Source organism: Clostridium sp. USBA 49 (genome assembly GCF_900167505.1).
In the GTDB taxonomy this organism is placed as follows: Bacteria; Bacillota; Clostridia; order Clostridiales; family Clostridiaceae; genus Clostridium_AT; species Clostridium_AT prolinivorans.
In genome coordinates this window covers 65116-89500 of record NZ_FUYD01000002.1, presented here as the reverse complement: position 1 = coordinate 89500, position 24385 = coordinate 65116, and the positions used below count along the sequence as shown (strand labels likewise).

Here is a 24385-nt window from a genome sequence, read left to right as displayed (position 1 = left end):
CTTTTACACGTATAATTATATACAGTTTCCAATGCTTTTGCAAGTATTTTTTAAAATTATAAGAGAGATTTTTTATATCTCTCTTATCTAAATAGACTTAAGTATTTGTTTATTATAATTAAAAAACTGTAATAATTTGTATTAAATACTTTTACTATATTAGAAAAAATATTAATATTATACTGAACTTTTATCCTTTTTCCAAAGATTTATATAAAAATTTATATATATTATAATTTACCTTAACCTTCTTTATGTATTCATCTGTTTCTTTAAATGGTATATAATAAAGATTTTTACCATCTTTAGAATGGTCACTGCTTGAAAGCCACTTTTGCACATTACCTCTTCCACCATTATAGGCTGCTAAAACTAAATTTATGTCTCCATTAAATTCTTTTTTTAGATTATCTATATACCAACATCCCATTTTTATATTAAATTCTGGATCTAAAAGCATATTTTCTTCATAATCCTGTATACCCATTTCTTTTGCAGCCCATTGTGCAGTTGAAGGTGTAATTTGCATTAATCCATACGCATCTTTATTAGATTTTGCATCTGGTTTAAAATTGCTTTCAGTTTTAATTACTGCAGCTACCAAATAAGGACTTAAAGAATATTCTTTAGAATATTTTATTATGTGGTTGGCAAACTTTAATGGGAAAAAAAGTTTAGCTAAATAATATAAATTTATAAAAATAAGAATAACTATTAACGCACTAAAAGAACGCATAATAACTTTGAACTTCATTTCTTATACCCTCTATGTCAAAATTTTTTTTAATACTTCTTCAACCTGTTCTTTTGTGTGTATTAAGGTTTTTGTATTATCTATAATAAAATCTACATAATTTTTCTTTTTATCTAAAGGCATTTGCATTTTTATTCTATCTTTTATGAGATCTTCACTTAATAAATCTCTATATTTCACTCGTTTTATCTGTGTATTTTCATCTACCCATACCAATATATTATAATCCATATATTTATGCAAACCCACTTCAATTAAAGTTGGAGCATCAACTATACATAGTTTAGCCCCTTTTTTATTATATTGTTCAATTTGATCAAATATTTCTTTTTTAATATAAGGTAATGTTATATCTTCTAACTTTTGCTTAAGAGATTGCTCTTTAAAAACATAATTCCCTAATTCTCTTCTTTTTAAATTCCCTTTTTCATCAAAAAATTTTTCTCCAAATTGAATTTTTATATTATAAAGTGTTTCTGGATACTTAAAAAGTATATCTCTGGCAATTATATCTGCATCTATTATAGGATACCCATATCCTTTTAAAATATTAGATACAGTACTTTTCCCACTTCCTATGCCTCCAGTCAATCCAATCTTAATCATATTATCACCACAACTTTAATTAAAATTAATATTTAAATGATTAAATTTGTTTAAATAACTAACAAAATATTAATATATTAATTATTTAGCTTCATACCAATTTTTACCTATATTTATATCTACCTCTAAAGGAACTTTTAGTTCTAAAACTTTTTCCATTTCATTTTTTACTATATTTTTAACTTTTTCTAATTCATCTTTATATACATTAATTATAAGTTCATCATGAACCTGAAGTATTAATGTACTCTTTAAGTGCTGCTTTTTTAGTTCATTATAAACATTAACCATCGCAAGCTTTATAATATCTGCAGCACTACCCTGTATAGGAGTATTCATTGCTAATCTTTCGCCTAAAGCTCTAACTACTTTATTAGAAGATTTTATTTCAGGTATATATCGTCTTCTATTTAAAATAGTAGTAACAAAAGATTTTTCTTTTGCTAAATTAATTATATCTTCCATATATTTTTTTACATTAGGATATCTTTCAAAATAGGTATCTATATAAGTTTTAGCTTCTTTTTTAGTTATTTTAAGATCTTTAGCCAAACTAAATTCACCTATTCCATACACAATACCAAAATTTACAGCTTTGGCTCTACTTCTCATAATTGGAGTAACTTCTTCTATCGGAACTTTAAATACTTCAGAAGCAGTTTTAGTATGTATATCATTATGATTAATAAACGCATCTATAAGATTTTCATCATTAGCTATATGAGCAAGTACTCTTAATTCTATTTGAGAATAATCTGCTGATAATATTAAACACTCATCATTATTTGGAACAAATACCTTTCTTATCTCTTTCCCAAGTTCATATTTTATAGGTATATTTTGTAAATTAGGTTCAGTACTAGATAATCTACCTGTTGTTGTTACTGTTTGATTAAAACTTGAATGTATTTTTCCATCTTCGTCTATAACATTTTTTAATCCTTCTACATATGTAGAATATAATTTTGTAAGCTGTCTATAATATACTATTTTATCTATTATAGGATGCTTATCAGATAATTCTTCCAATACTTCAGCATTTGTTGAATACCCAGTTTTTGTTTTTTTGATAACAGGAAGATCTAATTTTTCAAATAAAATTTTACCAAGCTGCTTTGGCGAATTTATATTAAATTCTTCTCCTGCTAAATCATATATCTCTTTTTGAACTAAATTTATTTCATTTTTAAACTTTTCTCCAAGTTCATCAAGTATTGCACTTTCAACTTTAAATCCTTCAGCTTCCATAGAAGCTAATATTTCAGTTAATGGTTGTTCAACTTCATAAAGAAGTTTTTCCATATTATACTCTGTTATCTTAGAAGAAAGTATTTCTTTTAATTCTTCAAGATACGATGTCATTTTTATTTTAAGCTCATCACCATTTTCTTTAATATCTGTTTTTAAATATTCTTGTATAAGAGTTAAAAGTTCATATTCCCCTTTTGATGAATCAATTAAGTAAGCTGCTATTTTCACATCAAAAATAAAGCCTTTTATATTTATTCCTAATTTATTAAATGATATATATGAAATTTTATTATCATAACTAATTTTGTGTATATCTTCATTTTCAAATATCATCTTTAAAAAATATATTGTATTTTTTTCATCTATTTGAAGAAGTTTATTTATCATTATTATATAATTTTTATTTTGAGATTTCATATATATTTTATCTATTTCCATTTTTGAATATATATTAGGATTTAAAATATCAATAGTAAAATATATATTTTCTTTTATATATTCAATTATACTTTTTAACTTTTCTATACTATCTATGTATTCAAACTCTATTTTGTTTTTATCATATAAATCTAAATCTTTCATTTCATAATTTCCCTTTGGAAGTTTATCAATTAAAGATTTAAATTGAAGCTTGAAAAACATTTTCTTAATTCCTTCAATATCAAAATTATCTTTTGATTTAATTGAATCTAAGTTTATCTCAATTGGGACATTTGTCATTATAGTTGCAAGTTTTTTACTAAAAATTGCTTGTTCACTATATTCCATTAAATTTTGTCTTATTTTATTCCCGCTAATATTATCTATATTTTCTAAAACATTTTCTATACTTTTATATTGCGAAATAAGCTTAAAAGCAGTTTTTTCACCAATACCAGGTACTCCTGGTATGTTATCAGAAGCATCTCCCATAAGGCCTTTAACATCTATGTACTCTTTTGGAGTTACTCCAAATTCTTGTATCATTCTATTTTTGTCATATATTTCTTTTTCACTCATGCCTTTTTTGGTAATTACTACTTTTATATTATCTGTTGCAAGTTGAAGAGCATCTCTATCTCCAGTTACTATATAAACTTCTATTCCTTTACTTTCAGCAAATACAGCTAAAGTACCTATTAAATCATCTGCCTCAAATCCGTCTATTTCAAAAATATCTATAGCTAAAAGATTAAGTAATTCTTTAAGAACAGGAAATTGTTCATTAAGTTCCTCTGGCATCTTCTTTCTTCCAGCCTTATAATCTTTAAAATTTTCATGCCTAAATGTAGGTGCTTTTCTATCAAAAGTACAAACTATATAATCTGGCTTTATTTCTTCTTTCATCTTAAATAACATATTCATAAATCCATAAAGAGCATTTGTATGCAGTCCCTCACTATTTGTAAGCATTGGAAGAGCGTAAAATGCTCTATTCATTAAACTATTTCCATCTAAAATTAGTAATTTTTCTTTTGTCACAATAATCCTCTCCCAAATTTTTATTATAAACATAAAGTCATTTGTTTATAATAATTTATATATTATAAAGTGAATAATACTTTATATTATAATAAAAATAATTTTCTAAATATAATATTATTTAATATAAAACATAAAAACTAAATATAAATATAGTAATATATTTACTCTTTATAAAAATTTTGTCTTACATCTTAAATAAATTTTATCTTACATCCAACATTTTACCATTAAATTAACTATAAACAAAGCTTTTAAATATTTTAATTTTTTAAATTCCTTTTCTATTGCATTTTTTTTTAAACTATGTTAGTATTATTTATGTAATTTTTGCCGATGTGGCGGAACGGCAGACGCACTCGACTCAAAATCCCACTTATTGGTAACTGCTGATAAATGTATAAATAATGTATAAAGATTGTTTAATTATTTTCTAATATTTTATGCCGCTGTGATGGAATGGCAGACTTGGCTGACTCAAAATCAGTTGCCCACCGGGCGTGTCGGTTCGAATCCGACCAGCGGCACCATCAAAAATCTTATCTTTATTTATTCATTTTTAATGAATAAATATGCTTCATATAAAGTCTCAAAAATCGTTAATCTGATGCGGTTTTTTGGGGCTATTTTGTTATATCTTTTAAAAAATCTGATGCATTATCTATTATATCATCAAAATTGTTTAGATAAAAGAGGAAACCTACCTAAAAAGGTAGGTTAAACTATTTAAAACGGGATATAATTATCATTCGCGGCATCATCTACAACTGCTTGTTTTCTGAATCTCGCTAACAACATCTCTCTTGCTTTTATTTTTGCCTCCACTTTTGCAACTATTAGTAAAATATTGTAAGGTAATTCTCCGTATCTTCTCATAAATTCTTTAAACCATTCTTCTTTACCATTTTCCTGCAAACTTGCTACTTCTGCATCTATATCTATTACAAAACTACCAGCTTCTTTTTCCGCAAGTTTAATTAATGTGGCGAACCAATCTGCTGTTCTTTCCGCATTGATGTCGAAGGTGATTTCTTCTGGTTGCTCTACTAATTGTTCTGCGTTAGAGATAGTATCATTCTCTTTTTTCCATTCTTCTGCTTGTGCAGTCCAAAAATCTTTAGCTTCATTATTTTTTATTTCTATTCTCGCTTCTTTTAACTCATCTAATCCTTTTATTTCTTCATCTATATCAAATCCTCTTTCCTTACATCTCTTTACATAGTCTTTTATCGTTAAATTAGTATAAACAAGAGGTATAATAAGCTGCATTTTAGCCGTATGCATATCTCTCCAGTACATATCCCCTGCATCTTTATATTTATCATTCACATAGTTTCCAAATACGATATTTGTAAATCCTGCTTTTTTTAGTTTTTTGTAAGCTCTTATATTTCCCTTTGCTCCCTCAACATCGTTGTCGTATACAAGGACTATTTCTATATCCTTTTTTAGTAATGTGCTATTAAAATACTTCTTTATAAGTTCTACTTGCTTATCCTTTAATGCACATCCAAAACTTGCTACTACTGCAACACCTTTAATATTTTGGCTTGCTATTCTTAAAGCATCTTTTTCTCCCTCAACAATTACCAACTTATCAATTTCCCAAGGATTTTCTACATATTTATATAATAAATATAAGGTATCATCTGTTTTTGTGTCTTTTAGATTTATTTTTAATTTCTTTACTAACTCATTCTTTTGCTTACTGAACCATTCATCTTCCTTTACAATTTCTAATATATCTTCTTCTTTATCTCTTATCTTTCCTTTTGCTATAAATTTACCTGTCCTTCTTCCTTTTAAACCAATTATATTACCTCTATCATCCTTAATTGCATATATACAGCAACCTCGAAACACATTACTCCAATATTTAGCATCTTTATCCTGTAGTTCTGACATATTAAAATCTCTATAATATACATCAAATCCTAAATCTTCTTTTTTAAATTTTTTGCGGAATAGATACCAGTTATCTTTTGTGCATTCTTCCAAAATTTGTTCCGCTAACCATCCAGCCTTTTCTCTTTTTAATTCTTCTTCCTTCTGTCTTTCTTCTCTTGCTTTTTTTACTTCTACATCATTCCTCACATTTTTTGTTAGGTCTACTTTACCGTGTGAGTACAGAACAGAATAAATAAAGCTTACTGCATCTATCCCATTTAGTAATTTTACATAATGTAATTCGTTTAATAATTTTATTATAGTACCTTTCTCTTCGCATTTTATACAATTATAGTATGGAATACTGCCATTATCTATTATCCAGTCCACGTGTCTTGTATTTCGACAATCTTCTTTATCACACAATGGACATTTTGTTTGATATATTTTACCTACAGATTTATCATGATAGTCATTTAGATTTTGTACTGCTCCGATAGCTTTTAACACACGCATTAATTTATCTATAGTCCAACCGTTATTGTCTATTATCGCCTTTTTCCAGTCTATTATATCCTTATCATCTTCTTTATCCCAAGCATCTATGACTTCTTTTCTTAATCTCCACTTCAGGTCAGTTGCTTTGGATAGAGCAGTGTTAACAACGTTATCTATTTTATCTTCCTGAATATTTTTAGGAAGGTTTTTAAAATCCAATTTTTCTGCGATTTGTTTCCATAAATCGTAATTTAGTTTTACATATTTATATGCCCAACTATTGCTACCTTTTGTATAGTAGTTATAGTTTTTTAGGTTTTTAAAATCAAAATCGCTTTGAAGTAGTTCTGCTACCGCACTATTTACAATAGAGTTAAAATCCAATTTATCTCCGTTAAAGATAGTATTATATTTGTTTATTATCTTATTGTAAGTTTCAATTTGATCTTTAAATATTCTCATACGTACCACGCTCCCTTTTATGTTATATTTTAATCTGACTGGTCAGGTCAGATATGTACTGCATTACTGCTATGAGCTGTGGTTTATGTATAAGAGGCTTTAAATTAAGCCTCTTGTAAAAAATCTGCAAAATACTGTAATAATATGTCTGTTGCTACTGGATTATAAGCTTGCACATTAGTCAATATATCTATCATCATACAATCATCCATATCTCGCATTGACATATCATCATACACCGCAAACCATGCCCCTCGTGCTGTCACATAGTATTTTGTACCATTATCATCAGTAATAATTAACGTTGCTTTATCAGTATCATAGATTTTATCATTTATAATTCGTTTCATATCGCACCACTCCTTTTTGTTTTTAAAATTGAGTTATTTCTAACTCTATGTATTGGCGGTAGAGTAACCGCCTTTCTTTATCCTGTATACATAGTAGTAAATGATTTTCTGTAAAATCAAGTATTTCTACAAAATTTTTTGAAATATTTTTCTTGAGATTATAATAGCACTATCGTACAGACAAAGTCTAATTTTACTCTATATATCCACCTTGTTTTAAGTAGGTGTAAATAACCATTCTTAAAAATTTACTTGGTTTTACATTTTCTTTTTGCACAAGCTCTGTTATACGCTCATATTCCTTATCATTTAAAGTTATAACTATCTTTTTAGCTCCATCTGTGCTGAATGTATAATCATCTTCCAATTGCTCCGGCATTTTATTATATATAATATTTAGAACTATTTTTGTTGCAGGTGTCTTCCTCCCCTTGGCAATATCAAATAGTGCAGCATGACAAGTTGGAGTAACAAGTGTCCAGATTCCATTTTCTTTTTTCATATCGCATCACCTCTGTTTTCTTTATCTTTATATATATACTAAAAAAAGATGAAATATAAAGTCAAGTTTTTCTTGCAATATTTTTTGCATAAAAATTGACTCGAAATTACTCGAATGGTATAATATAGATATAAAATATAGTAGAAAAAAAGAATAAAAAACTATCAACAACGGAGTAAAATGTGCTGTTAAACCTATGTGTAAGACAGCTAGTAAAAATAGATAATCCTATGGATAAGAAATGGAGATGATGTATATGATAAAAACTATGGATAAGACAACGTGCAGAGGTAGAATAGTAGATACTAAATTGGTACAATGTAGAGATGGCTTCATGTACCATATAAATAGAGTAAGAGAGGGAGTTATAGATACCGTAAATTTAAGCTATGCAACAAAGGGCGGAGTAAAAACAGTAAGCAAAAAGATACCATCAGTTTTAGGTTGGATAGGACAGGCAGTATTGGAATTTGCTATCCCGTTAGTATAGTCGGAGGTCGAAAGACCTCTTTTTATTTTTTAAGAAGGTCAACGTGATGTTGATGAAGATAAAAAGATGGATTTAAGAATGTTTAGATTTAAGAATAGATAAAAATAATGCGAATTATACAAATAGCCAAAAACATGATTTATTGACTAAAATACGTTATCAAAGATGATTATATTAAAATAACTTTACATTAATCTGTTTTCCTCTAAATAGGTAATATATCTATTATTATCTTCTAAAGACTGTATGGTTTTAAAAACGCATTTGGTTTTTAGAGGATGTTTTTAAGATTAGTTCGTATTAATAGAAACTAATAGGAATTAATAACAATTAATTAGTATTAGTGGAAATTAATACTAAATTATTTATCTCCTTTAGCAACAGTGATAATCACCTACATATCTTTATTTAAGTATAGTATATTTTTATGCAAAAAAATAAATCCGCCCATTAAGGGCGGAGTATTATTCATCTCTTTTATTTATATTTACTTTTACTGCTTTTACAGTAAAGTCATAAGTCCCAGTGCTTGTAAAAGCAACAAGAATAGCATTAATAATCATTAAATACAAGTTTGATATTAAAAATGTTTTTGTAACCACATTTGTTGCGACAATATTTATAAGTGCAATTATAAAAACAAAATATTTTGTAGGTATTGATTTTATAAAAGGAAGTTCTTTAAAGAATTGAACCATTAACATTGTAACAATAACGGTCCCCATATAACTTGCGATAAATTCCCAAGTTATAAAATTATCTAATACCATATATACCACCTTCTCTTTTTTTTTATATTGAGAGAGATAAAGAGAAGATTTACTATTGAGTTATGAAACAAGAGTATCCTAGACTTTTTAATCTGTTAGCCATTGCATCAGCATTAGCTCTTACACTATAAGCACCGCATTGCACTTTATAAAGATTACCTATCTGTTTAACAAAACAATCTATTCCTTTTGCTTTAAGCTCTGCTTGTAATTTATCTGCGTTAGATTTTATAGAATAAGCACCAACCTGAACTCTGTAAAGTGTTCCATTGTTTGCTGGAGCATCAATATCCCTAAATGTTACACCAAAATATCTGCATATAGCTTTTGCTATAGCTTTTGCCTCATTTTTTTGCTTTGCGTCTGTATTAAATTTATTTACATCTCCACTGTCTATATATCCAAATTCCGAAATTACTGCTGGCATAGATGTCTCTCTAATAACACAGTAATAATCTCCATTACTACCTTTTCGAGACATAACGCCAGCCCCGTGTGGAATTTGTCCAATATTTTTATATTCTTCCGCTAAAATTTTTGCAAATACAGTACCATTTCCATAATAAATTGAATGGTATACTTCAAAGCCTTTACCTCCGCCAGCATTGTGATGGATACTAATAAATAAGTCTGCTCCCCATCTATTTGCATCTATACATCTCTGCATTAAATCTACAGTATTATCTGCTGTTCTGCAAGCCTTATAAGTAATACCAGACGCTTGTAAATACTTCATTACATATAATCCAACATTTAGATTAATATTTTTTTCTTGCAGACCATTCCCGCAAGCTCCGCTGTCGCTACCGCCATGCCCAAGGTCTAAATAAACTTTTGCCATAAAGCATCACCTCCATTTGTTATTTACCAAAAAATTTAAGACCAACTGTTATTAATGCCACAATTATCCCTCCAAGAACACTCCATAATAATTGTGTTGGTCGTTGGTCTCTTTGTTCAATTTTTTCAGCTATTTTTTCAATAGATTTTTCTATCCTTACAATAGATGCACAGATAGAGTCTATTTTTTCTCTGCTAACTGCATTCTCTGTCTCTATTTTATTTACTTTACTTTCTAATTCTGATACATCTTGCTCGAGTTTTTCAAGTTTATTTGTTAGATTATTTATATATATACATTCTTTGCAGTTTTCCATATGCACCACCTCGCTGTCGTTTTTTTGAGAGATAAAGCAACAATAAGGTTTAATTAGTATAATGTAAAAGAGACTATGCAACTACTTTTAAATAATAAGTAAAAAGAGTTTTAAGACTACTTCTAACGGAGCAGATTGTGTTGTTAAGCCATGCAATAGATTGCAAGGTAATGCAACAAATACTTTGCCGTCATAAGTAGTAATAATAAGACTCTTTTTTTATTACAGTCAAGAGCAGTAATATTATTGTTCTTATCTCTTAATAACTCTATCTACTTATCATAGTAGATGATTTTTTCAAAACCGGACATTTTAAATATTAACAGTTTGTAAACAATTAAGAAGTTATACTTCTTTTGATTTTACTTATATCTTTAACTGCACTTTGTAAAAACTCTACGAGCTGTATTTGTTTTTCTCCTAACACAATCTGTGGATTTTTCCATGGATAAAACGGATTATATGTTAATTCAACAACTTTTTGCTGTATTTTATTTGTAGAAAAATAAGGATTGTATATATTAATTGTATCAGCTACATTAAATATCTCATTAATCTGCATATTAGTGTTAACCTGTATAAAATTAGTTTCTATTTCATAACTTAAAACAGGTTGTTTATACTTATTTAACTCTTCTTTTGTTTTTCTTAATAGCTCATGTTTATTTTCTAATTCTGTTTCCTCAAAAACTCCAAAATTCCCATTCAATATAAATCCATCTTCTACATAATCTTTACTATTATTTATAGTAGTAAAGCTTGTATTATCTTTTCCTTTCCCAATAACTCTTTTTACTACCTTGTTCTTATCTATTTTCTGCTTTATATTTTTAAAATTAAGTCCGTAGACATAATTTACATCTACTGTCTTACCAATAGATTTATAAAAATTTATTTGCCCATCATCACTTATGATAAGGTATCTGTTAAATATTTTTTGTAAATCATCCAAAACTTCTAGTAATGGCTGTTCTGTGTATTCCTTTTCTTCCGCAATCCCAATACTTGCATCCTGTTCTACAATTCCAATATTATTTCTGAAATCAAAAAATCCGTCTCTGAATAAGACGGATAATAAAGCACTCTTAAGAGTAGTTCCTGCTGTCAATTTTAGCCTTACATACTTATTATTATACATAGCATAATTAGTGCTTTCTGCTTCTATTGTTTCTACAAATTTCGTGGCTTTCATTTCTCTTTCTATTGTATTAATTTTATATTTTCTCTGCTTTTGTAATCTCTCATCAAATAATTCTACATATTCTGCATCTATGATTGTATCTTGTTGAAAGAAGGGGGGAAGGTCTTTAACAACTGTTATATTTAAAAAAGAGTGGTTTCCCACTCTTTCTTGTATCTGCGCATCTTTTATAGCTCCTGCTATAAAGAGTATTTTATTGTTACTATCTTTAAATACAGCACTTTTAATATCCATAAAGACCACCTCCCTAAAATGTCCTTGCTGTCCAGTCTAATTTCACCGAAACCGCAACTGGCTCTTGAGTATTTTCATTTAATCCACTATCATCCACATATCTCAAATACATCTTGTCTGTGCTTAATATCTGCTTATCTAATCTATTGTAAATATAGATAAATACATCATCGAGAATATTTATCTTTGTTCCGTTTTCTTTAGTTACATAGGCTTGATATTTTTCAGTATCAATTACTATTTTTTCAGTATTTAGAATAGTAGCATCTAATTTGAAGAATAAAGTACCGTCTGCCTTGTAAATACGTGGATTACGGATATAAACAGGTTTTATTACACTATGTTCTTCGGGCGGCTTAACAGTAAAGGTATAGTTATCTTCCCATGCTGTCATATTGCTATCCCAGTTACTTACTTCTTCTACCTGAATACAGGCAAATTCAGCATATGCTCCATCTCCTACATAATCAAGTTTAGTAACTCCAATACTTACAACACAACTTACAGCACCTACAGGGGCTTGATTATTTCCAGAACCTTTTATATGGTATCTTCCCCATGTATCTGTTGATTGTATCAAGTTAGGTTCTTCTATGAATTCTGAAATAACTACGCCATTAGTATCTATATAAGATGTTTTAATCTTGATTGTATGAGCTATTATATCTAAATCATTAACTACATTCTTGGCTCTACAATATAATGATAGAGCATAGTATCTATTCTCATTAACAGCAAACGGTTTATTCTTTAACCATATTGCAACGTTATCGTCAATTTCATCATTAAAATTAAAGCGTACTGCTGGTCTCTCTATACCTCCAACCACAGTAGCTTTTGTTAAGCTTATTGTTGTATTTGCTATGCCTGTAGGACTATCTATTACTTTATCCCATCCATTAGGTAGGTTTTCCCCAGCTGTAGCTCCAAAGGTTGGATTATACAATAAGTTTTTACTTGCAACTAAATATTCAGTTTCCCAATTATCATCCTCCCAATATGTTGCCATGCTATTTTCCTCATATTGTATAGCTCCAATTTTTATAACTGCAGGGGAGGTTAGTGCAAATCCTTTTTTCTCTACTTCTATCCTTATTTCAATGCTTGTCGCATCAGCTTTTGTAGTAAGAGTGTGGCTATACAATGACCATGCCGTAGTAAGTGTAAGTTCTTTAGTTTTGGCATCTATGATAGCACTATTAGCGTTTTTCTGGATTATAGTTAATTTAGCTTTTAGAGTAGTTGTGTCTCCATTTTCTTTTAAATAAGCAGATAGAGTATATGTTGTATTAGGTTTTACTTTTTGGATGCTTTGTGAAAGGTATGCAGAGTAGGTGTTTGTTGAATTATCCCCACAAGTAACCTCCACAACACCATAGCCTAAACTTTTACCACTCAAGTCCTTTGGTAAATCTGCTACGGTGTATTGTTTAGTAATCATTCCTGCCGAATTATCTGTCCAGCCCCATCTGTCCATTCTTCCGTCATTACTAAATTTGAATCCAGCGTTATCTATTAAATTTTTTCTAGCTCGTGTTTCCAAACTATATAATGTGCCGTTCTCTGTAAAATCGGATAATGGGAATATCTCAAGCTGTGGTAGAGCAAATTCCATAACTAAAGTATCTGTTTCGCGAGTAGTATTTACAGCCTCAAAAAATACAATGACTTTTTTATCTTCTGCTTTTAAGTTTTCTGTAAAGTATTCTCTTGACCAATCTGTGTAATCCTGTGGAGTTCTTAACACAACTCTCTTAAAGACTTCGTTATTATCTAATATTATTAATCCAAATTTTCCTCTATTATCTCTCAAATAAGCAGATAATACATAATCCTTATCTAGCGTATCTAATCCAATTACATCGCTATAAACATATCTGTATCGGCTCTCAAACTCTGCATAGTAAGGAGCAAGGTTAAATGTTATAGCATTGTGTGGTATTTGCATTAGTTTTTGCTCTGTAAAAGATACAGTAATTGTATTTTGGTTTTGTGCAGGTACAGGTAGCTTATGTTCCGGCTCAAAATAGTCATTAGATTTAGTTGGCATATCTGTTACTACTTTAGTGTCCTCAATTTGTATTGGATTACCTTGTATCGCCTTGTTAATAACTGTATATTCCCAAGCAACTGGATCCGCAAAATCTGTGTGTCCTCCATTTGTATCAATTGCTGGATAATCAGTAGAAGTTAATGCTGTTTTATCTATTCCGTACATTGTGCAAACATCTGCAATACAAGGCTCTACAGAGTTGATATTATTTTTTTGATAAACTGCTGTGATTTTACCATCGCTAGTTTTAACAAATACTACATAAACATATCTATAAATTCCTAAAAAAATCATATATGGCATATAACGTACAATAACACTAGTAATATCTTCGGCAGGGATATTAGTTACCTCTTTGCTCTGAATTACATTATTTACAACGCTCCAGTACTGTTCATATAATGGAATATTAACAATCAATGGATTATAAGTGTTACTTGCTTCTTTGTAAGAGTAGACATTCCCTGTAAAAATCATCATGTTTTTGTTTAGTAAGTCAGTTCCATTGGCAAAAGTCAATCCAAAATGATTAAGCACTCCCTTATAGTAGGTACTCCATTTATTTATAAAGAACTCAAAATCCTCAAAAGGAGCATTAGCAATGCTTATAGCTACTATTTTGAAAAAACGTCTATAAACCAGCACATTATTTACAACAATATCTGTAGTAATAGTTGTATCTGTTGTATATTTTCTAATACCAAATTCTTTTATTGTTATATTCCCGGATTTTAAATCATTAACTTTTAGATTGTTATTTATAATCTTCCATTTCTTTTCTATTATTTCATTCTGGAAGAAATTCGTATCAGCTTTCCCTTTTAGATATTCAGTACCTTTTGTTAAATTCTGGTGTACCAAATAATCTGTCCAGCTTGGTGCTTGGATTTTGTTAGCCAGTAGAGTTTTGAATACATAATTTACATCTGTTGCTATTTTACTATCTGTATATTCTGCCTGTGCTGTCCAATCTGTGTTATAAACTGTTTCCGTTGTGGTGTATACCTCATAGTTATTGATAAAATAATGATAAGACCTTACTAAATATCCGTTTGTATCAGCAGCATAAGTTATCTTTATCTTAAATTCTTCTGCCAAATAAATCCCGTTTTTAATTTTATTTATGAAGTCCACCTGTGTATCTGAATAAACAGGATATTCTTTTACATATCCAAACTCTCTATAAAACTCTTCTTCGCTATTATATTCTTGTGATACATTCCATTTTACAGCATCTCCATTACTATTTAGTTGGAAGCGTGGATTAGGAATTACGTTTTTAGAATCGTCTTTTAAATCCCAAAAATCTGGAGCTTTTACTTCTAAATTACCTCCAATTTCAAGATGAAATGGAGCATCTGCATCTGTTTTTGTTTCTATTAACATTTCTATACCATCTGTTCCATTGCCTGTAAAAGTTACAGAAGTGCCTAATTTATATGCGTAAGGATGTGCATTAAGGCTAATGGTAAAATAAGATAAGTCTTTGTGTTTTGTTAAATCTTGTTGCATAGTGTTATTTACTTTAACCATGTAGTAAACATCTGGTCTATCTCCAAAAATCATTTTCTGAAATCCGTTTTTTGGATTTAATAATCTTGCTATTTCAGCTACTTTTGCTATTCTATTATCTATACTATCTGCTCTAACAACTACATCTAGTTCTATAACTGCATTTTCGTATTCTGTTCCAAAATCATATAATCCATCTTGCCCTAACATTTTTTCTTGATTTTCTTCTATATTTGCAAAAACAGGTATTCTTTTAGCTTCTATGATGACATCGTTTTGCCAACTATTCCATTGTGTTCCATTACTTAATTCTATTATAAAGGCACTGTTTTGCCATGCTGGTCTTATTTCCATTATGCATCACCTCACGTTTTTTAAAATTTCAAATAAAAAATAAAAGAGATATGTAACTATTCTCAACGGAAGAAAATTATGAGCTATGTTTTTCTGCATAAAAAAAGAGATGATTAAATCTCCCTGATTGTGTTCCGTTATGTATAGTCCCGCTCTGCGGGACTTTTTTTGCTACAACTACCAAGCAAACAATCCACGGCGTATATCTCTTTGTGTTTGTGTATTAAATTTGTTGTAGTCGTAGTTATTACTGATATTATTTTTGTTATTTACAGTAACATTAGTGGTTTTACTGCTTTCTTTACTATTTCCGCCAACTACATTGCCAACAAAAGGTATATTTATTTGTGGTAAACTAAAACTATTTTTAAAGTTATTCCACTTTTCCAAAATTCTTTGTATCCATTCTGCGATTGCTCTGAAAGGAGCTATTACTTTTTCCTTTAAATTTTCTACTGTTCCTACAAAACTCTCCCATGCTTCTTTTGTAGCTTTTATATTTTTCTTAATTACCTTTTCTACAAGATAAGCGAATGGATTAAGTGTCCATACCAACTTTTCTCCCCAGGATGCATTTTTGAAATCTGTTGCAACTGTATTTACAAGATTTTTAGCACCTGTTTTTATATGTCCAAATATATTGCTAAAACTACCTTTAATCTTATCCCAGTTTTTGATGATTAGTAATGGTAAACCGACAAAAGGCATAATAACCGTAAGAATTTCTGGTATATGTGTTTTTGTTACTGATTTTACACCGCCCCATAACTTTTTAAAGAAACCACTTATAGGTTTCCAAAACTTAATTACAAGGAATGCCGCAAGCCCAATTCCAGCAATTGCTAAACCAACAGGATTCGTGAGAAGAGGGATTATTTTCAAAGCTCCACCTACTCCAGATATTGCTGTACTTAATGTCTTAAATGTTGTAACTAAAGTCATCACTTTACCTGATATAGATAAAGCTCCTCCTAAAGTTGTTAAACCTATTGCAAGTCCTGTAATTGTTTTAACTATTCCTTCCTTTTTACTATCTGATAGTTTATCCCACCATCCATTTACTTTCTTAACAACTTGTGTTATTTTCTCTAAAACCTTATTTATTGTTGGTAGTAAAAACTTCCCAAATTCTTCAGCAAAATTACTTATATTATTTCTTAATATTTGCATTTGCATAGCAACATTTTTTTGATTCAATTCTGATTGTTTATTACTTTCTCCATTACTTTGTTGTAACGCTGTAATATTTTGTTTTATCGTTTCTACATTAGTTTGCATCATCTTATCAAAACTCTTTAGATGTTCTTTTCCAGCAAGATATAACGCAACTTGGTTCTTTTGCTCATCATTCAATTTCGTATATTTTTTCTGCATTTCTTCTAAAATTTTTATAAAATCTTTCTGTTTGCCATTCTCATATGCGTCTATACCTAACATATCAAGTGCCTTTTGTTGCTTTTTACCACCTGCATACACATTTGTCATTACGGAACTTATACCTGTTCCAGCACTACTTCCTTTTAAACCTTTATCAGCAAGTGTTCCTAATAGAGCTGTTGTTTGTTCTATGGACATTCCGTACTTTGCAGATGTAGAGGCAACATATTTCATAGCTTCTTGATAATCTGAAAATCCTAAAGCTGTCTCATTCATAGCTTTTGTAATTACATCCCCGTAGTGTTTTGCTTCTTCGGTATTTTTGCCCCAAACTCGTGTGTAAGATACTATGGCCTCTGCAACTTCTGCCGGGGCTTTTTCTCCAATTGCTATTGTTGTATCTATCATAGACTTTCCTATTTTATTAATGTCTGCTCCACTTAAACCGAGTCTTAATAAATCTTGCGACATTTTTATATTATCTATTTTGCTAAAAGGGGAGTTTAGAGCTGCTTCTTTAGCAAATTTTTCTACACCTTTAATATCTGCCTCCATCTTATTTTTATCTTCGCTGTAAGCGAGGGATTTAACTATAGCCATTTCTTTCTCTACATCTATTGCTTTTTTCACACTGTATCCAACAGCAGTAGTTATTATTGCTCCAGCCCCCATTAATCCTTTACCAATTCCGGAAGCTATCTGTGTGCCTAAATCAATACCAATTTTTCCTGCTTGTATTTCTCCAGTTATTTTTTTAAGACTGTTAGTGAGAGAATCAGTTTTTGCAACTATGTTTATTACACCAGTTCCAATTATAAATTTTTCTATATTCATTTTTCCCTCACCTCCTTTTACAATGGTCTGAATAATTTCATCGCATCATCTTCATCATTGTTATTATTTTCTGTATTAAGCCAATCGCTTAAGATTTTTACATTTAGTTGTAGAGCCGAAAGTGGCATATTATAAGCTGTTTTGTAGTCCACATTTCCAACCTTAACCAAAAACAGAACGGAAGAAAGGTATGCCTCTCTTCCGCTTATTTCTCTATTACTGTTTCTGTTTTTTTTAAATCTTCTTTGCTTTCCTCTGCATTATCCTGTATAGCTTCAAATATTTCCATTTTAACTGTAAAAGATAATTTATTGTAAACATCTTCAGGAACATTATTAGCTTTGCATAATACTAAATTCATCATTTCGTTTATTAACTGCATCTGCTCTTTTGTTCCTTCTTTAGTTTCTTGTATTTTATCAGCTATATCAAACATTTCGTCTGCATACTTTCCATAAACCTCTTTAATTATATATTCCTTACCACCTAAATTTAAGGAAAGAAGAGGTTTTCTATATTGATCTTCAGTTATAACTAATCTTTTCATGTGGCATCACTCCTTCGTTTCACATATTAAGCGTGTATGTCTTCATAGTACATACCTGGTTTACCTTCTGCGTCATTCTCATCTGCATAAACAGTATATTCAATTGGTAATTCTAACTGTTTATCGTTATAATCTAACTCCAATTTTCCACTAAAAATGCATGGATAAAATACATATCTTAACTTTTCATCATTTCCGTTTTTCATCTTTTCCTCCACAATAATTAAATATTGTTCGTTAGTATTTGTTAAAACGTATTTTTCTGCTCCTGCTTCTCCGGTTTTTGTAAATAATCCTGTACTTGCTATACTATCTTTATTTAGCTCTGCCATTTTACTTGTTACTTTTACTGTTTCTATCTCGGCTCTTCCAAAAATCTTCCCGGAAAATCCGTACGGTTTGAAATCTGTAACTTTTACATCGCCTTCTATTTTTAATCCACCTTCTAGTATTCCAATGCTTTTAGCGTTTGTAATATCTGTAGTAATATTTCCAGTGTATTTTGTAATTTTAATATCTGCATAAACAAATTTTACTTTTGCCATCTTACATCACCTCGTTTTTTTTAAATTCTTTGGATAAAAAAAATACCGCTTTGAAGCGGTACTATAACTAACGGAACACGATTAATTGTTGTCCGTTGCAAATAGTATCCTAATTTCTATTTGTCCATTTACTCTATATAGCTTCGTATCAACTTCTTTACCAAAGTCACTAAAGCTAATGTTATCTACTATAATAATGTTTGTTGTATTTGTATATTGCCATCGTCTTAAAGCAAGATAAATTTCGTTTTCGGCATCTGCTACATCTTGCATATTTTTAGCCCAAATGTCTATATAAACACTACCTTTAATAGTGTCTGTATTATATCCTTCATATATTTTTAATTTTGTATAGTAAGTTATAGTCTTGTCTACTATTTTAGTATCTGTATCCCAGTATTTTAGTTTAAAACTAGGACAAATATTTTGCACTGTGTCTAGGAGAGGTTTTATATACTGCAACATCCTAACCACCTCCTATTATTTAACGCTCTTTATAAAAGCCTTTTGTAATCTATCTTGTAATTCTTCCATACCTTTTTCTATGGCAGGTCTTAAATATGGTTGTGGTCTTTGTTTGCTTGTACCAAATTCTACGCAATCCCAATAATCCTCTAATTTATCTGTATTAAGATTTATTCCAATTTCATCTGCATCTCTTGTAACTTTAAAATCTATACTGTTTTTTAAATTTCCGGTATCTACAGGCACTCTATCTTCTGCCTCCTCCTGCATATCATCTCTCATTTCCTCAAATTCTTCTGCTAAATTATCTATAAAATTTTCTGCTAATTTCTCTAAATTTCTTATTAATTCATCATTCACATCCATCTCTTAAACCACCTCCTTTAGATAGAGTAAAAGGTAGTCTTTTTTATCAAAAATGTTAATTACTTCGTAGATTACATCTACATTTTTAAGCACATCTCCAATCTTCACACTCGCAGTAGGAGAGGCGTATCCAAGTGTGTATTTAATTACATAAATTCCAGCTTCGGAATTTTGCTTTCCTTCTGTATTTACTGTTTTTGTTTTTTCTTGTATGTCCACATCTATTGTCCCGATTTTAACTTCATTTTCTGCATCGAAATACAAATCATTATTTGTAGATACATTTTTTCTATATATATCAAATTGCTTAAATTCATCTTCAAAGAAGAGGTTATACATATCCTTAAACATCTAAATCACCTCTATCTCCTGGGGAACTACAAAAAATGCAACTTTAGGCTGTTCTTCAGCTTGTCTTTTACGGTAATACTGTGCAAGTTCGAGTAGAGTAGTCTTACTCATAGATATTTCGCCTCTTGCATAGCTTTTTACTAATCCTTCCGGCTGTAATGCCATTATCTCCAAAGCTTTTGCTGTAGCTCCATTTATGCTATTATCCTCATCGGTTAAAAAGCTCTGTATTTCATCGTCTGTGAATATCTCTGCATTTTTATCACTTATATTCAATCTAACTTTTTGTATATCTGTCATTTTTGCATCACCGCCTTTAAATAAAAATAAACAATAGACAGCTAGAGTAGGGGAGTGGGGAGTGATGCCTTTGGTGCTGTCTATTGCTTATGTATTGATTATGTATTGATTATGAATTGATTATAAAACGACTACGATTTATGTATATAAAAGAAGCGGGAGTTTTCTCCCGCTTTAAAATTAGGCTGTGGTTAAGTTTATGCTTACAAAATTCTTTGGATTTCTTAAAAGAACTGTTGCTTCCATATCTACCATGTAATCCACAACTCTACCAGTTCTCGCTAATTCTAATTGTCTTAATTGATTAAGTAGGTAGAACTCTAAATATTTTGGATTTCCAAGAACTAATGTGTTATCTGGGATAGCCTCATCTGTAACTATTTCCAACTTTTGTCCATTTACGATTATGATATTAGTATCTAAATTAACCATATCGGAGTTTTGTTGACTTGTTTGAGTTGCTTTTACAACATCTGCTAAATAGGATACTGTATCATATCCACCAAAAACAGTTGTTACAATACCTGCTTTACTTGCTTTAAGAACTGCATCAACAAAATCTTGCTTTGCGAAATTAGCTTTTGCTTTACTTATCTTATTTGCAGTTGGTATTTGTCTTAAAATACTATCCATAGCTCTTGGATCTATATCTTTTCTAGTCCCATTCCATAAATGATAATTAAAATCCTGCTTTAATTCTAGCACTGCATCCTCAATTTCTTTAGCAAGTCTTACTTTTTCGAGAGCTGTTTCGGTATCGGTTAAGCTTACATACTTTGTAATTATTTCGCAAGTATTACTTACTGTACCTCTAACACTCTTCCTAGCTTTACCATCTGCAATTCTGTCTGCTTCTGTAGCAGTAGCCGCACTTGGAGCATTAATTTCTCTCGTTCCTTGTACAACAATTACATCTTTTGCTTGGAATACGCCATTCTTAATAACAATATCTAATGTCCTTGTTAAATTTCCGCCTATAACAGGCAAAAATTCTGTTATAATTCGTTCGTTTCTTATTACATCTGCCATTGTTTACCACCTCATTTGCTATATATTTTTATGATAATTTTAAAGCTAATGCTTCGGTTATTTTGCCTTCCTTTATTAATTGCTGGATTTTATCTTCTGTAGTTGATTTTGTAGTATCAGTTTTGAAAAATACTGCATTATCCTTTTGCTGTCCACCAGCAAGTTCTGTAAATTTAGTAACCTTTTTTACAATATCTTCTTCCTTTGTATCTGCTGTAATATTCAATAGCTCACATAAATCATTATCTAATTTATGTTTCTGCTTTAAATTTTCAAATTTTAGTTGTTTCTTTTCTTCCTGTTCATTTTTAAGCATCTTTTCTATTTCGCCAATTTTGGATACCTTCTCAATTAAAGCATCTAAATCAGCTTTCTTAATAGATACAACCTCTTCATTTTTATCTTCTATTTTAGTCTCTTCTGTAGAGGTTTTATTTTCCTTTGTATCTTTTTCTATATTTGTATCTTTGTTTTCTAAATCCATTTTGGCATCACCTCGTTTTATACAATCTTAATAATAATCTGTTCTTTATCTCTCTCAACTACATATACAATTTTAGATGCGGTTTTGTTCATTTTTTATAGTGTTTTTTTGCAAAAAAAGAAAAACGACCTAGCTGCTCGGCAAAGCGACTAGACCGCAAGAACGAAGTCGAATAATCTTCCTCAAAAAACTCTGCTACTTTTATTGTATTATATTAAGTATAAAAAATACCACCTATCGGTACTATTATTAACGGAGTAGTATTTAAAGGTTTTTACGCCTTTGTTGTCGCCATTTCTCCGCTCTTTTCCATTGTTTTGTTTTTTCTTTATCTGCAAAAATTGGCTCTAAACCTCTTATTGTCTCGCCAAGACTATTATTTAGTTTTTTAGCCACATATAATAAATTTTTAGTTGTAATCTTATCTATATTTAATTCATTAGTAATTCTCTGTATCTCTACACATGTTGTTAATAATAGTTCCTCTGCTTCTTTTTCTGTTATATCTTTTATCCTTTTCTTTTTATTCATATTAAAAATATTAACAGCAATTTGTGTTAATGTATCTGCTTCTTCAATCTTTTCTTTTATTTCCCCATTTTCTTGTTTAGATAATTTTGGCTCCGGTAATAAACCAGCCAGTTGTAACATTCGATAATGTATATAATTTCCAAAATCTATTTTCCCAGTTATTGAACTATAATGCAACTGTGCATCTCTAACTACAACGCCGCCATAATTAATAACAGTATAAAATTTTTCAAGCTCTTCGTAACAACTCTGTCTTATATCAGATATTTTAGAAAGAATGCTGCTAGCGGTTCTCCAGGGGAAAAATCTTTTTATTTCATCTGCCATGGCTGTACAACTATAACACTCTACAGTATATTTAAATACTAACCTCTTAAATTGCTCATTTTCCTCTTCTGTCCACTTATCTCCTTTTTTGCTATAAAATACTTTGTTTGGCTTATTTAAATATTCAATATATGGCTGTATTTTAGCCTTTATACCTTCCGGTATCCAATCTGGTTTTGTAGACTGTTTCTTTTGTTGTTTATTAAAATTAATTACTTTTGCCATCAAAAATCTCCTTCTTCCTCTTATATAATCTTATAATACATAAATTATTTTAACAAAATCAATCAATTAGTTTCAATAAACTATGTAAAAAAGGAGCGGTTATTTATCCGCTCCAAAAACACTCTTCACTTTATCTACTATTTTCTTCACAAAGCCTTTTTTCTCTGCTGTCTTATCCATAGTTTTAGAAGAGGCGGTATTAGATGTTTCTCCGTTAGGAGTAGTTTCTTTTGTTTCTGTTTTATTTTCCATTCCACTCCATTCTATTCCAAGCATCTGTCTTGCCATATCTTCTGTTATCAAGCCCATTTCTAGCTCTTGTCTTACTTCTTCGATAACATCTGCCCTTGAAAAATCAATCACTTCTGCGAATTTAATCTCTGTAAAATTTTCCGTTGTTGCAGGTATCTTTCCCCAGCTTACTAATACCTTATATATATCACTATTAACCATATTTAATCCGCGCTGTATGTTTTCCCTTGCACAAGTTATTTTATTTATTAAATCTGTTAAGATTGTTGCAAGGGCTTTACCAGACAGATTTTTGTCTGCAATTTTCCCTAAAAGTAGCTCTGGTAAAGTCTGTTCTATTTGTGATTGTATCCTGTCTAAAAAAGCTAGCCCATCTTCTACGTTTTCTAAACCACCACCAACAACATCTACCTTACCATTACTTGTTGTTACGACTATTTTTAGTCCATCCATAATATTCTTTGCATACTGTCCTGCCATTTGTGCTACTTGTTTATCCGTAAAACTGTCTCCAGTACCAATATGCAAATATGGATTCATTAACATTAGTCCAACATGATTAATAACATTTGTAAAAGAGTTCATGGAGTCCTGTTGGTCAATTATTTCATCAAATGTGTTCGCGCCAAACTTCTCCCCCATGTCCTGAAACATAAAGTGGTAAATCGGTATAAATCCGTATTTATTTTCTTTTTCTTCTATTAGTTCATCATCTACATATTTTTGTATCACTGTAGAGGTATATACTTCTTTAATGCTTGTGGTATTGCCTTTTATATCTTTCTGTAAATAACTATAAGTTACTTGTAGCATATTACCATCTGCGTCTTTCGTAAAGTCTGTGTTTTGGCTTTGTAACACTTTAAGATTAATTAATTGTTTTTCTTCATCTATCTCCATTTTAATGTAGCTATTCCCATATACGGCTAAAAACCTTGCAAATAAATCTTTTCTAAAACTTTTATATATTGCATTAAGTATTTCTGTATACCTAACATCATCTCCAACTATTTTCATACCTTTCATTAGTAAAGCTACATCTGTATTTACAGTTTTGGTTACAAAATTATAGAAATTTCTTAATTTATATCTCTTATTATCCATTTGCAGGTATAAAGTATTGCTATTCCTGTAATAATTCCACTGTTTATTATAATCTATTTTTTTATCTGTGCTTACACTTATTAATTCATTAATTTGTTCCATCATG

23 protein-coding genes and 1 tRNA gene are annotated in these 24385 nt (G+C 29.9%); 2 read left to right on the top strand and 22 right to left on the bottom strand.

The annotated features are described in order from the left end of the window. Positions 1-190: 190 nt before the first annotated feature. From B5D11_RS02310 to polA, 3 genes are all read right to left on the bottom strand, one after another. Positions 191-754, bottom strand: coding sequence for a lytic transglycosylase domain-containing protein (locus B5D11_RS02310; RefSeq protein ID WP_078681440.1), 564 nt, complete (start codon positions 752-754; stop codon positions 191-193). 12 nt (positions 755-766) lie between these two features. Continuing rightward, the gene (gene coaE, locus B5D11_RS02305; RefSeq protein ID WP_078681439.1) at positions 767-1360 is read right to left on the bottom strand and encodes a dephospho-CoA kinase; all 594 of its coding nucleotides are present in this window, start codon (positions 1358-1360) and stop codon (positions 767-769) included. 81 nt (positions 1361-1441) lie between these two features. Beyond that, on the bottom strand, positions 1442-4072 hold the full coding sequence (gene polA, locus B5D11_RS02300) for a DNA polymerase I (RefSeq protein ID WP_078681438.1): 2631 nt from the start codon (positions 4070-4072) through the stop codon (positions 1442-1444). Between the two features lie 445 nt (positions 4073-4517). Here polA and B5D11_RS02295 point away from each other — a divergent pair. Continuing rightward, a tRNA-Leu gene (locus B5D11_RS02295) sits at positions 4518-4602 on the top strand. Between the two features lie 196 nt (positions 4603-4798). Here the strand turns inward: B5D11_RS02295 and B5D11_RS02290 are convergent. The 3 genes from B5D11_RS02290 to B5D11_RS02280 form a co-directional block, all read right to left on the bottom strand. Next, entirely contained in the window at positions 4799-6841 is a 2043-nt protein-coding gene (locus B5D11_RS02290; protein ID WP_180376941.1) for a toprim domain-containing protein, read from the bottom strand. 182 nt (positions 6842-7023) lie between these two features. Beyond that, positions 7024-7269 (bottom strand): hypothetical protein, encoded by a 246-nt coding sequence (locus B5D11_RS02285; RefSeq protein WP_078681436.1) that lies wholly within the window; start codon positions 7267-7269, stop codon positions 7024-7026. Between the two features lie 193 nt (positions 7270-7462). After that, on the bottom strand, positions 7463-7771 hold the full coding sequence (locus B5D11_RS02280) for a hypothetical protein (protein ID WP_078681435.1): 309 nt from the start codon (positions 7769-7771) through the stop codon (positions 7463-7465). 256 nt (positions 7772-8027) lie between these two features. Here B5D11_RS02280 and B5D11_RS02275 point away from each other — a divergent pair, with 256 nt between their 5' ends. After that, positions 8028-8261, top strand: a complete 234-nt coding sequence (locus tag B5D11_RS02275; RefSeq protein WP_078681434.1) for a hypothetical protein — start codon at positions 8028-8030, stop codon at positions 8259-8261. Positions 8262-8725: 464 nt separating this feature from the next. Here the strand turns inward: B5D11_RS02275 and B5D11_RS02270 are convergent, their stop codons facing one another. The 16 genes from B5D11_RS02270 to B5D11_RS02195 all read right to left on the bottom strand — a co-directional run bounded on the left by B5D11_RS02270 (position 8726) and on the right by B5D11_RS02195 (position 24384). After that, positions 8726-9031: a hypothetical protein gene (locus tag B5D11_RS02270; RefSeq protein WP_078681433.1), complete on the bottom strand. Its 306-nt coding sequence runs from the start codon at positions 9029-9031 to the stop codon at positions 8726-8728. A 52-nt stretch (positions 9032-9083) separates the two neighbouring features. After that, the gene (locus B5D11_RS02265) at positions 9084-9872 is read right to left on the bottom strand and encodes an N-acetylmuramoyl-L-alanine amidase (RefSeq protein ID WP_078681432.1); all 789 of its coding nucleotides are present in this window, start codon (positions 9870-9872) and stop codon (positions 9084-9086) included. Between the two features lie 19 nt (positions 9873-9891). After that, positions 9892-10188: a hypothetical protein gene (locus tag B5D11_RS02260; RefSeq protein WP_078681431.1), complete on the bottom strand. Its 297-nt coding sequence runs from the start codon at positions 10186-10188 to the stop codon at positions 9892-9894. A 337-nt stretch (positions 10189-10525) separates the two neighbouring features. After that, entirely contained in the window at positions 10526-11623 is a 1098-nt protein-coding gene (locus tag B5D11_RS02255) for a phage tail spike protein (RefSeq protein ID WP_078681430.1), read from the bottom strand. Positions 11624-11636: 13 nt separating this feature from the next. Next, positions 11637-15542, bottom strand: coding sequence for a distal tail protein Dit (locus B5D11_RS02250; protein ID WP_078681429.1), 3906 nt, complete (start codon positions 15540-15542; stop codon positions 11637-11639). Between the two features lie 177 nt (positions 15543-15719). Further along, positions 15720-17753: a phage tail tape measure protein gene (locus tag B5D11_RS02245; RefSeq protein WP_078681428.1), complete on the bottom strand. Its 2034-nt coding sequence runs from the start codon at positions 17751-17753 to the stop codon at positions 15720-15722. A 205-nt stretch (positions 17754-17958) separates the two neighbouring features. Then, entirely contained in the window at positions 17959-18300 is a 342-nt protein-coding gene (locus B5D11_RS02240) for a hypothetical protein (protein WP_078681427.1), read from the bottom strand. 26 nt (positions 18301-18326) lie between these two features. Next, positions 18327-18845, bottom strand: coding sequence for a hypothetical protein (locus B5D11_RS02235; RefSeq protein ID WP_078681426.1), 519 nt, complete (start codon positions 18843-18845; stop codon positions 18327-18329). Between the two features lie 81 nt (positions 18846-18926). Then, a complete protein-coding gene (locus tag B5D11_RS02230; RefSeq protein WP_078681425.1) occupies positions 18927-19310 on the bottom strand; it encodes a hypothetical protein in 384 nt (127 codons plus the stop codon). Positions 19311-19325: 15 nt separating this feature from the next. Then, complete coding sequence (locus B5D11_RS02225; protein WP_078681424.1) at positions 19326-19676, bottom strand: HK97-gp10 family putative phage morphogenesis protein; 351 nt, start codon at positions 19674-19676, stop codon at positions 19326-19328. Positions 19677-19679: 3 nt separating this feature from the next. Further along, positions 19680-20027: a hypothetical protein gene (locus B5D11_RS02220; protein ID WP_078681423.1), complete on the bottom strand. Its 348-nt coding sequence runs from the start codon at positions 20025-20027 to the stop codon at positions 19680-19682. Next, positions 20028-20327: a hypothetical protein gene (locus tag B5D11_RS02215; protein WP_078681422.1), complete on the bottom strand. Its 300-nt coding sequence runs from the start codon at positions 20325-20327 to the stop codon at positions 20028-20030. Positions 20328-20507: 180 nt separating this feature from the next. Further along, positions 20508-21356 (bottom strand): SU10 major capsid protein, encoded by an 849-nt coding sequence (locus tag B5D11_RS02210; protein ID WP_078681421.1) that lies wholly within the window; start codon positions 21354-21356, stop codon positions 20508-20510. 28 nt (positions 21357-21384) lie between these two features. Continuing rightward, positions 21385-21840, bottom strand: a complete 456-nt coding sequence (locus B5D11_RS02205; protein ID WP_078681420.1) for a hypothetical protein — start codon at positions 21838-21840, stop codon at positions 21385-21387. Between the two features lie 264 nt (positions 21841-22104). Next, positions 22105-22923, bottom strand: coding sequence for a hypothetical protein (locus B5D11_RS02200; RefSeq protein WP_078681419.1), 819 nt, complete (start codon positions 22921-22923; stop codon positions 22105-22107). A gap of 99 nt (positions 22924-23022) precedes the next feature. Beyond that, the gene (locus B5D11_RS02195; protein ID WP_078681418.1) at positions 23023-24384 is read right to left on the bottom strand and encodes a hypothetical protein; all 1362 of its coding nucleotides are present in this window, start codon (positions 24382-24384) and stop codon (positions 23023-23025) included. Position 24385: the final 1 nt, after the last annotated feature.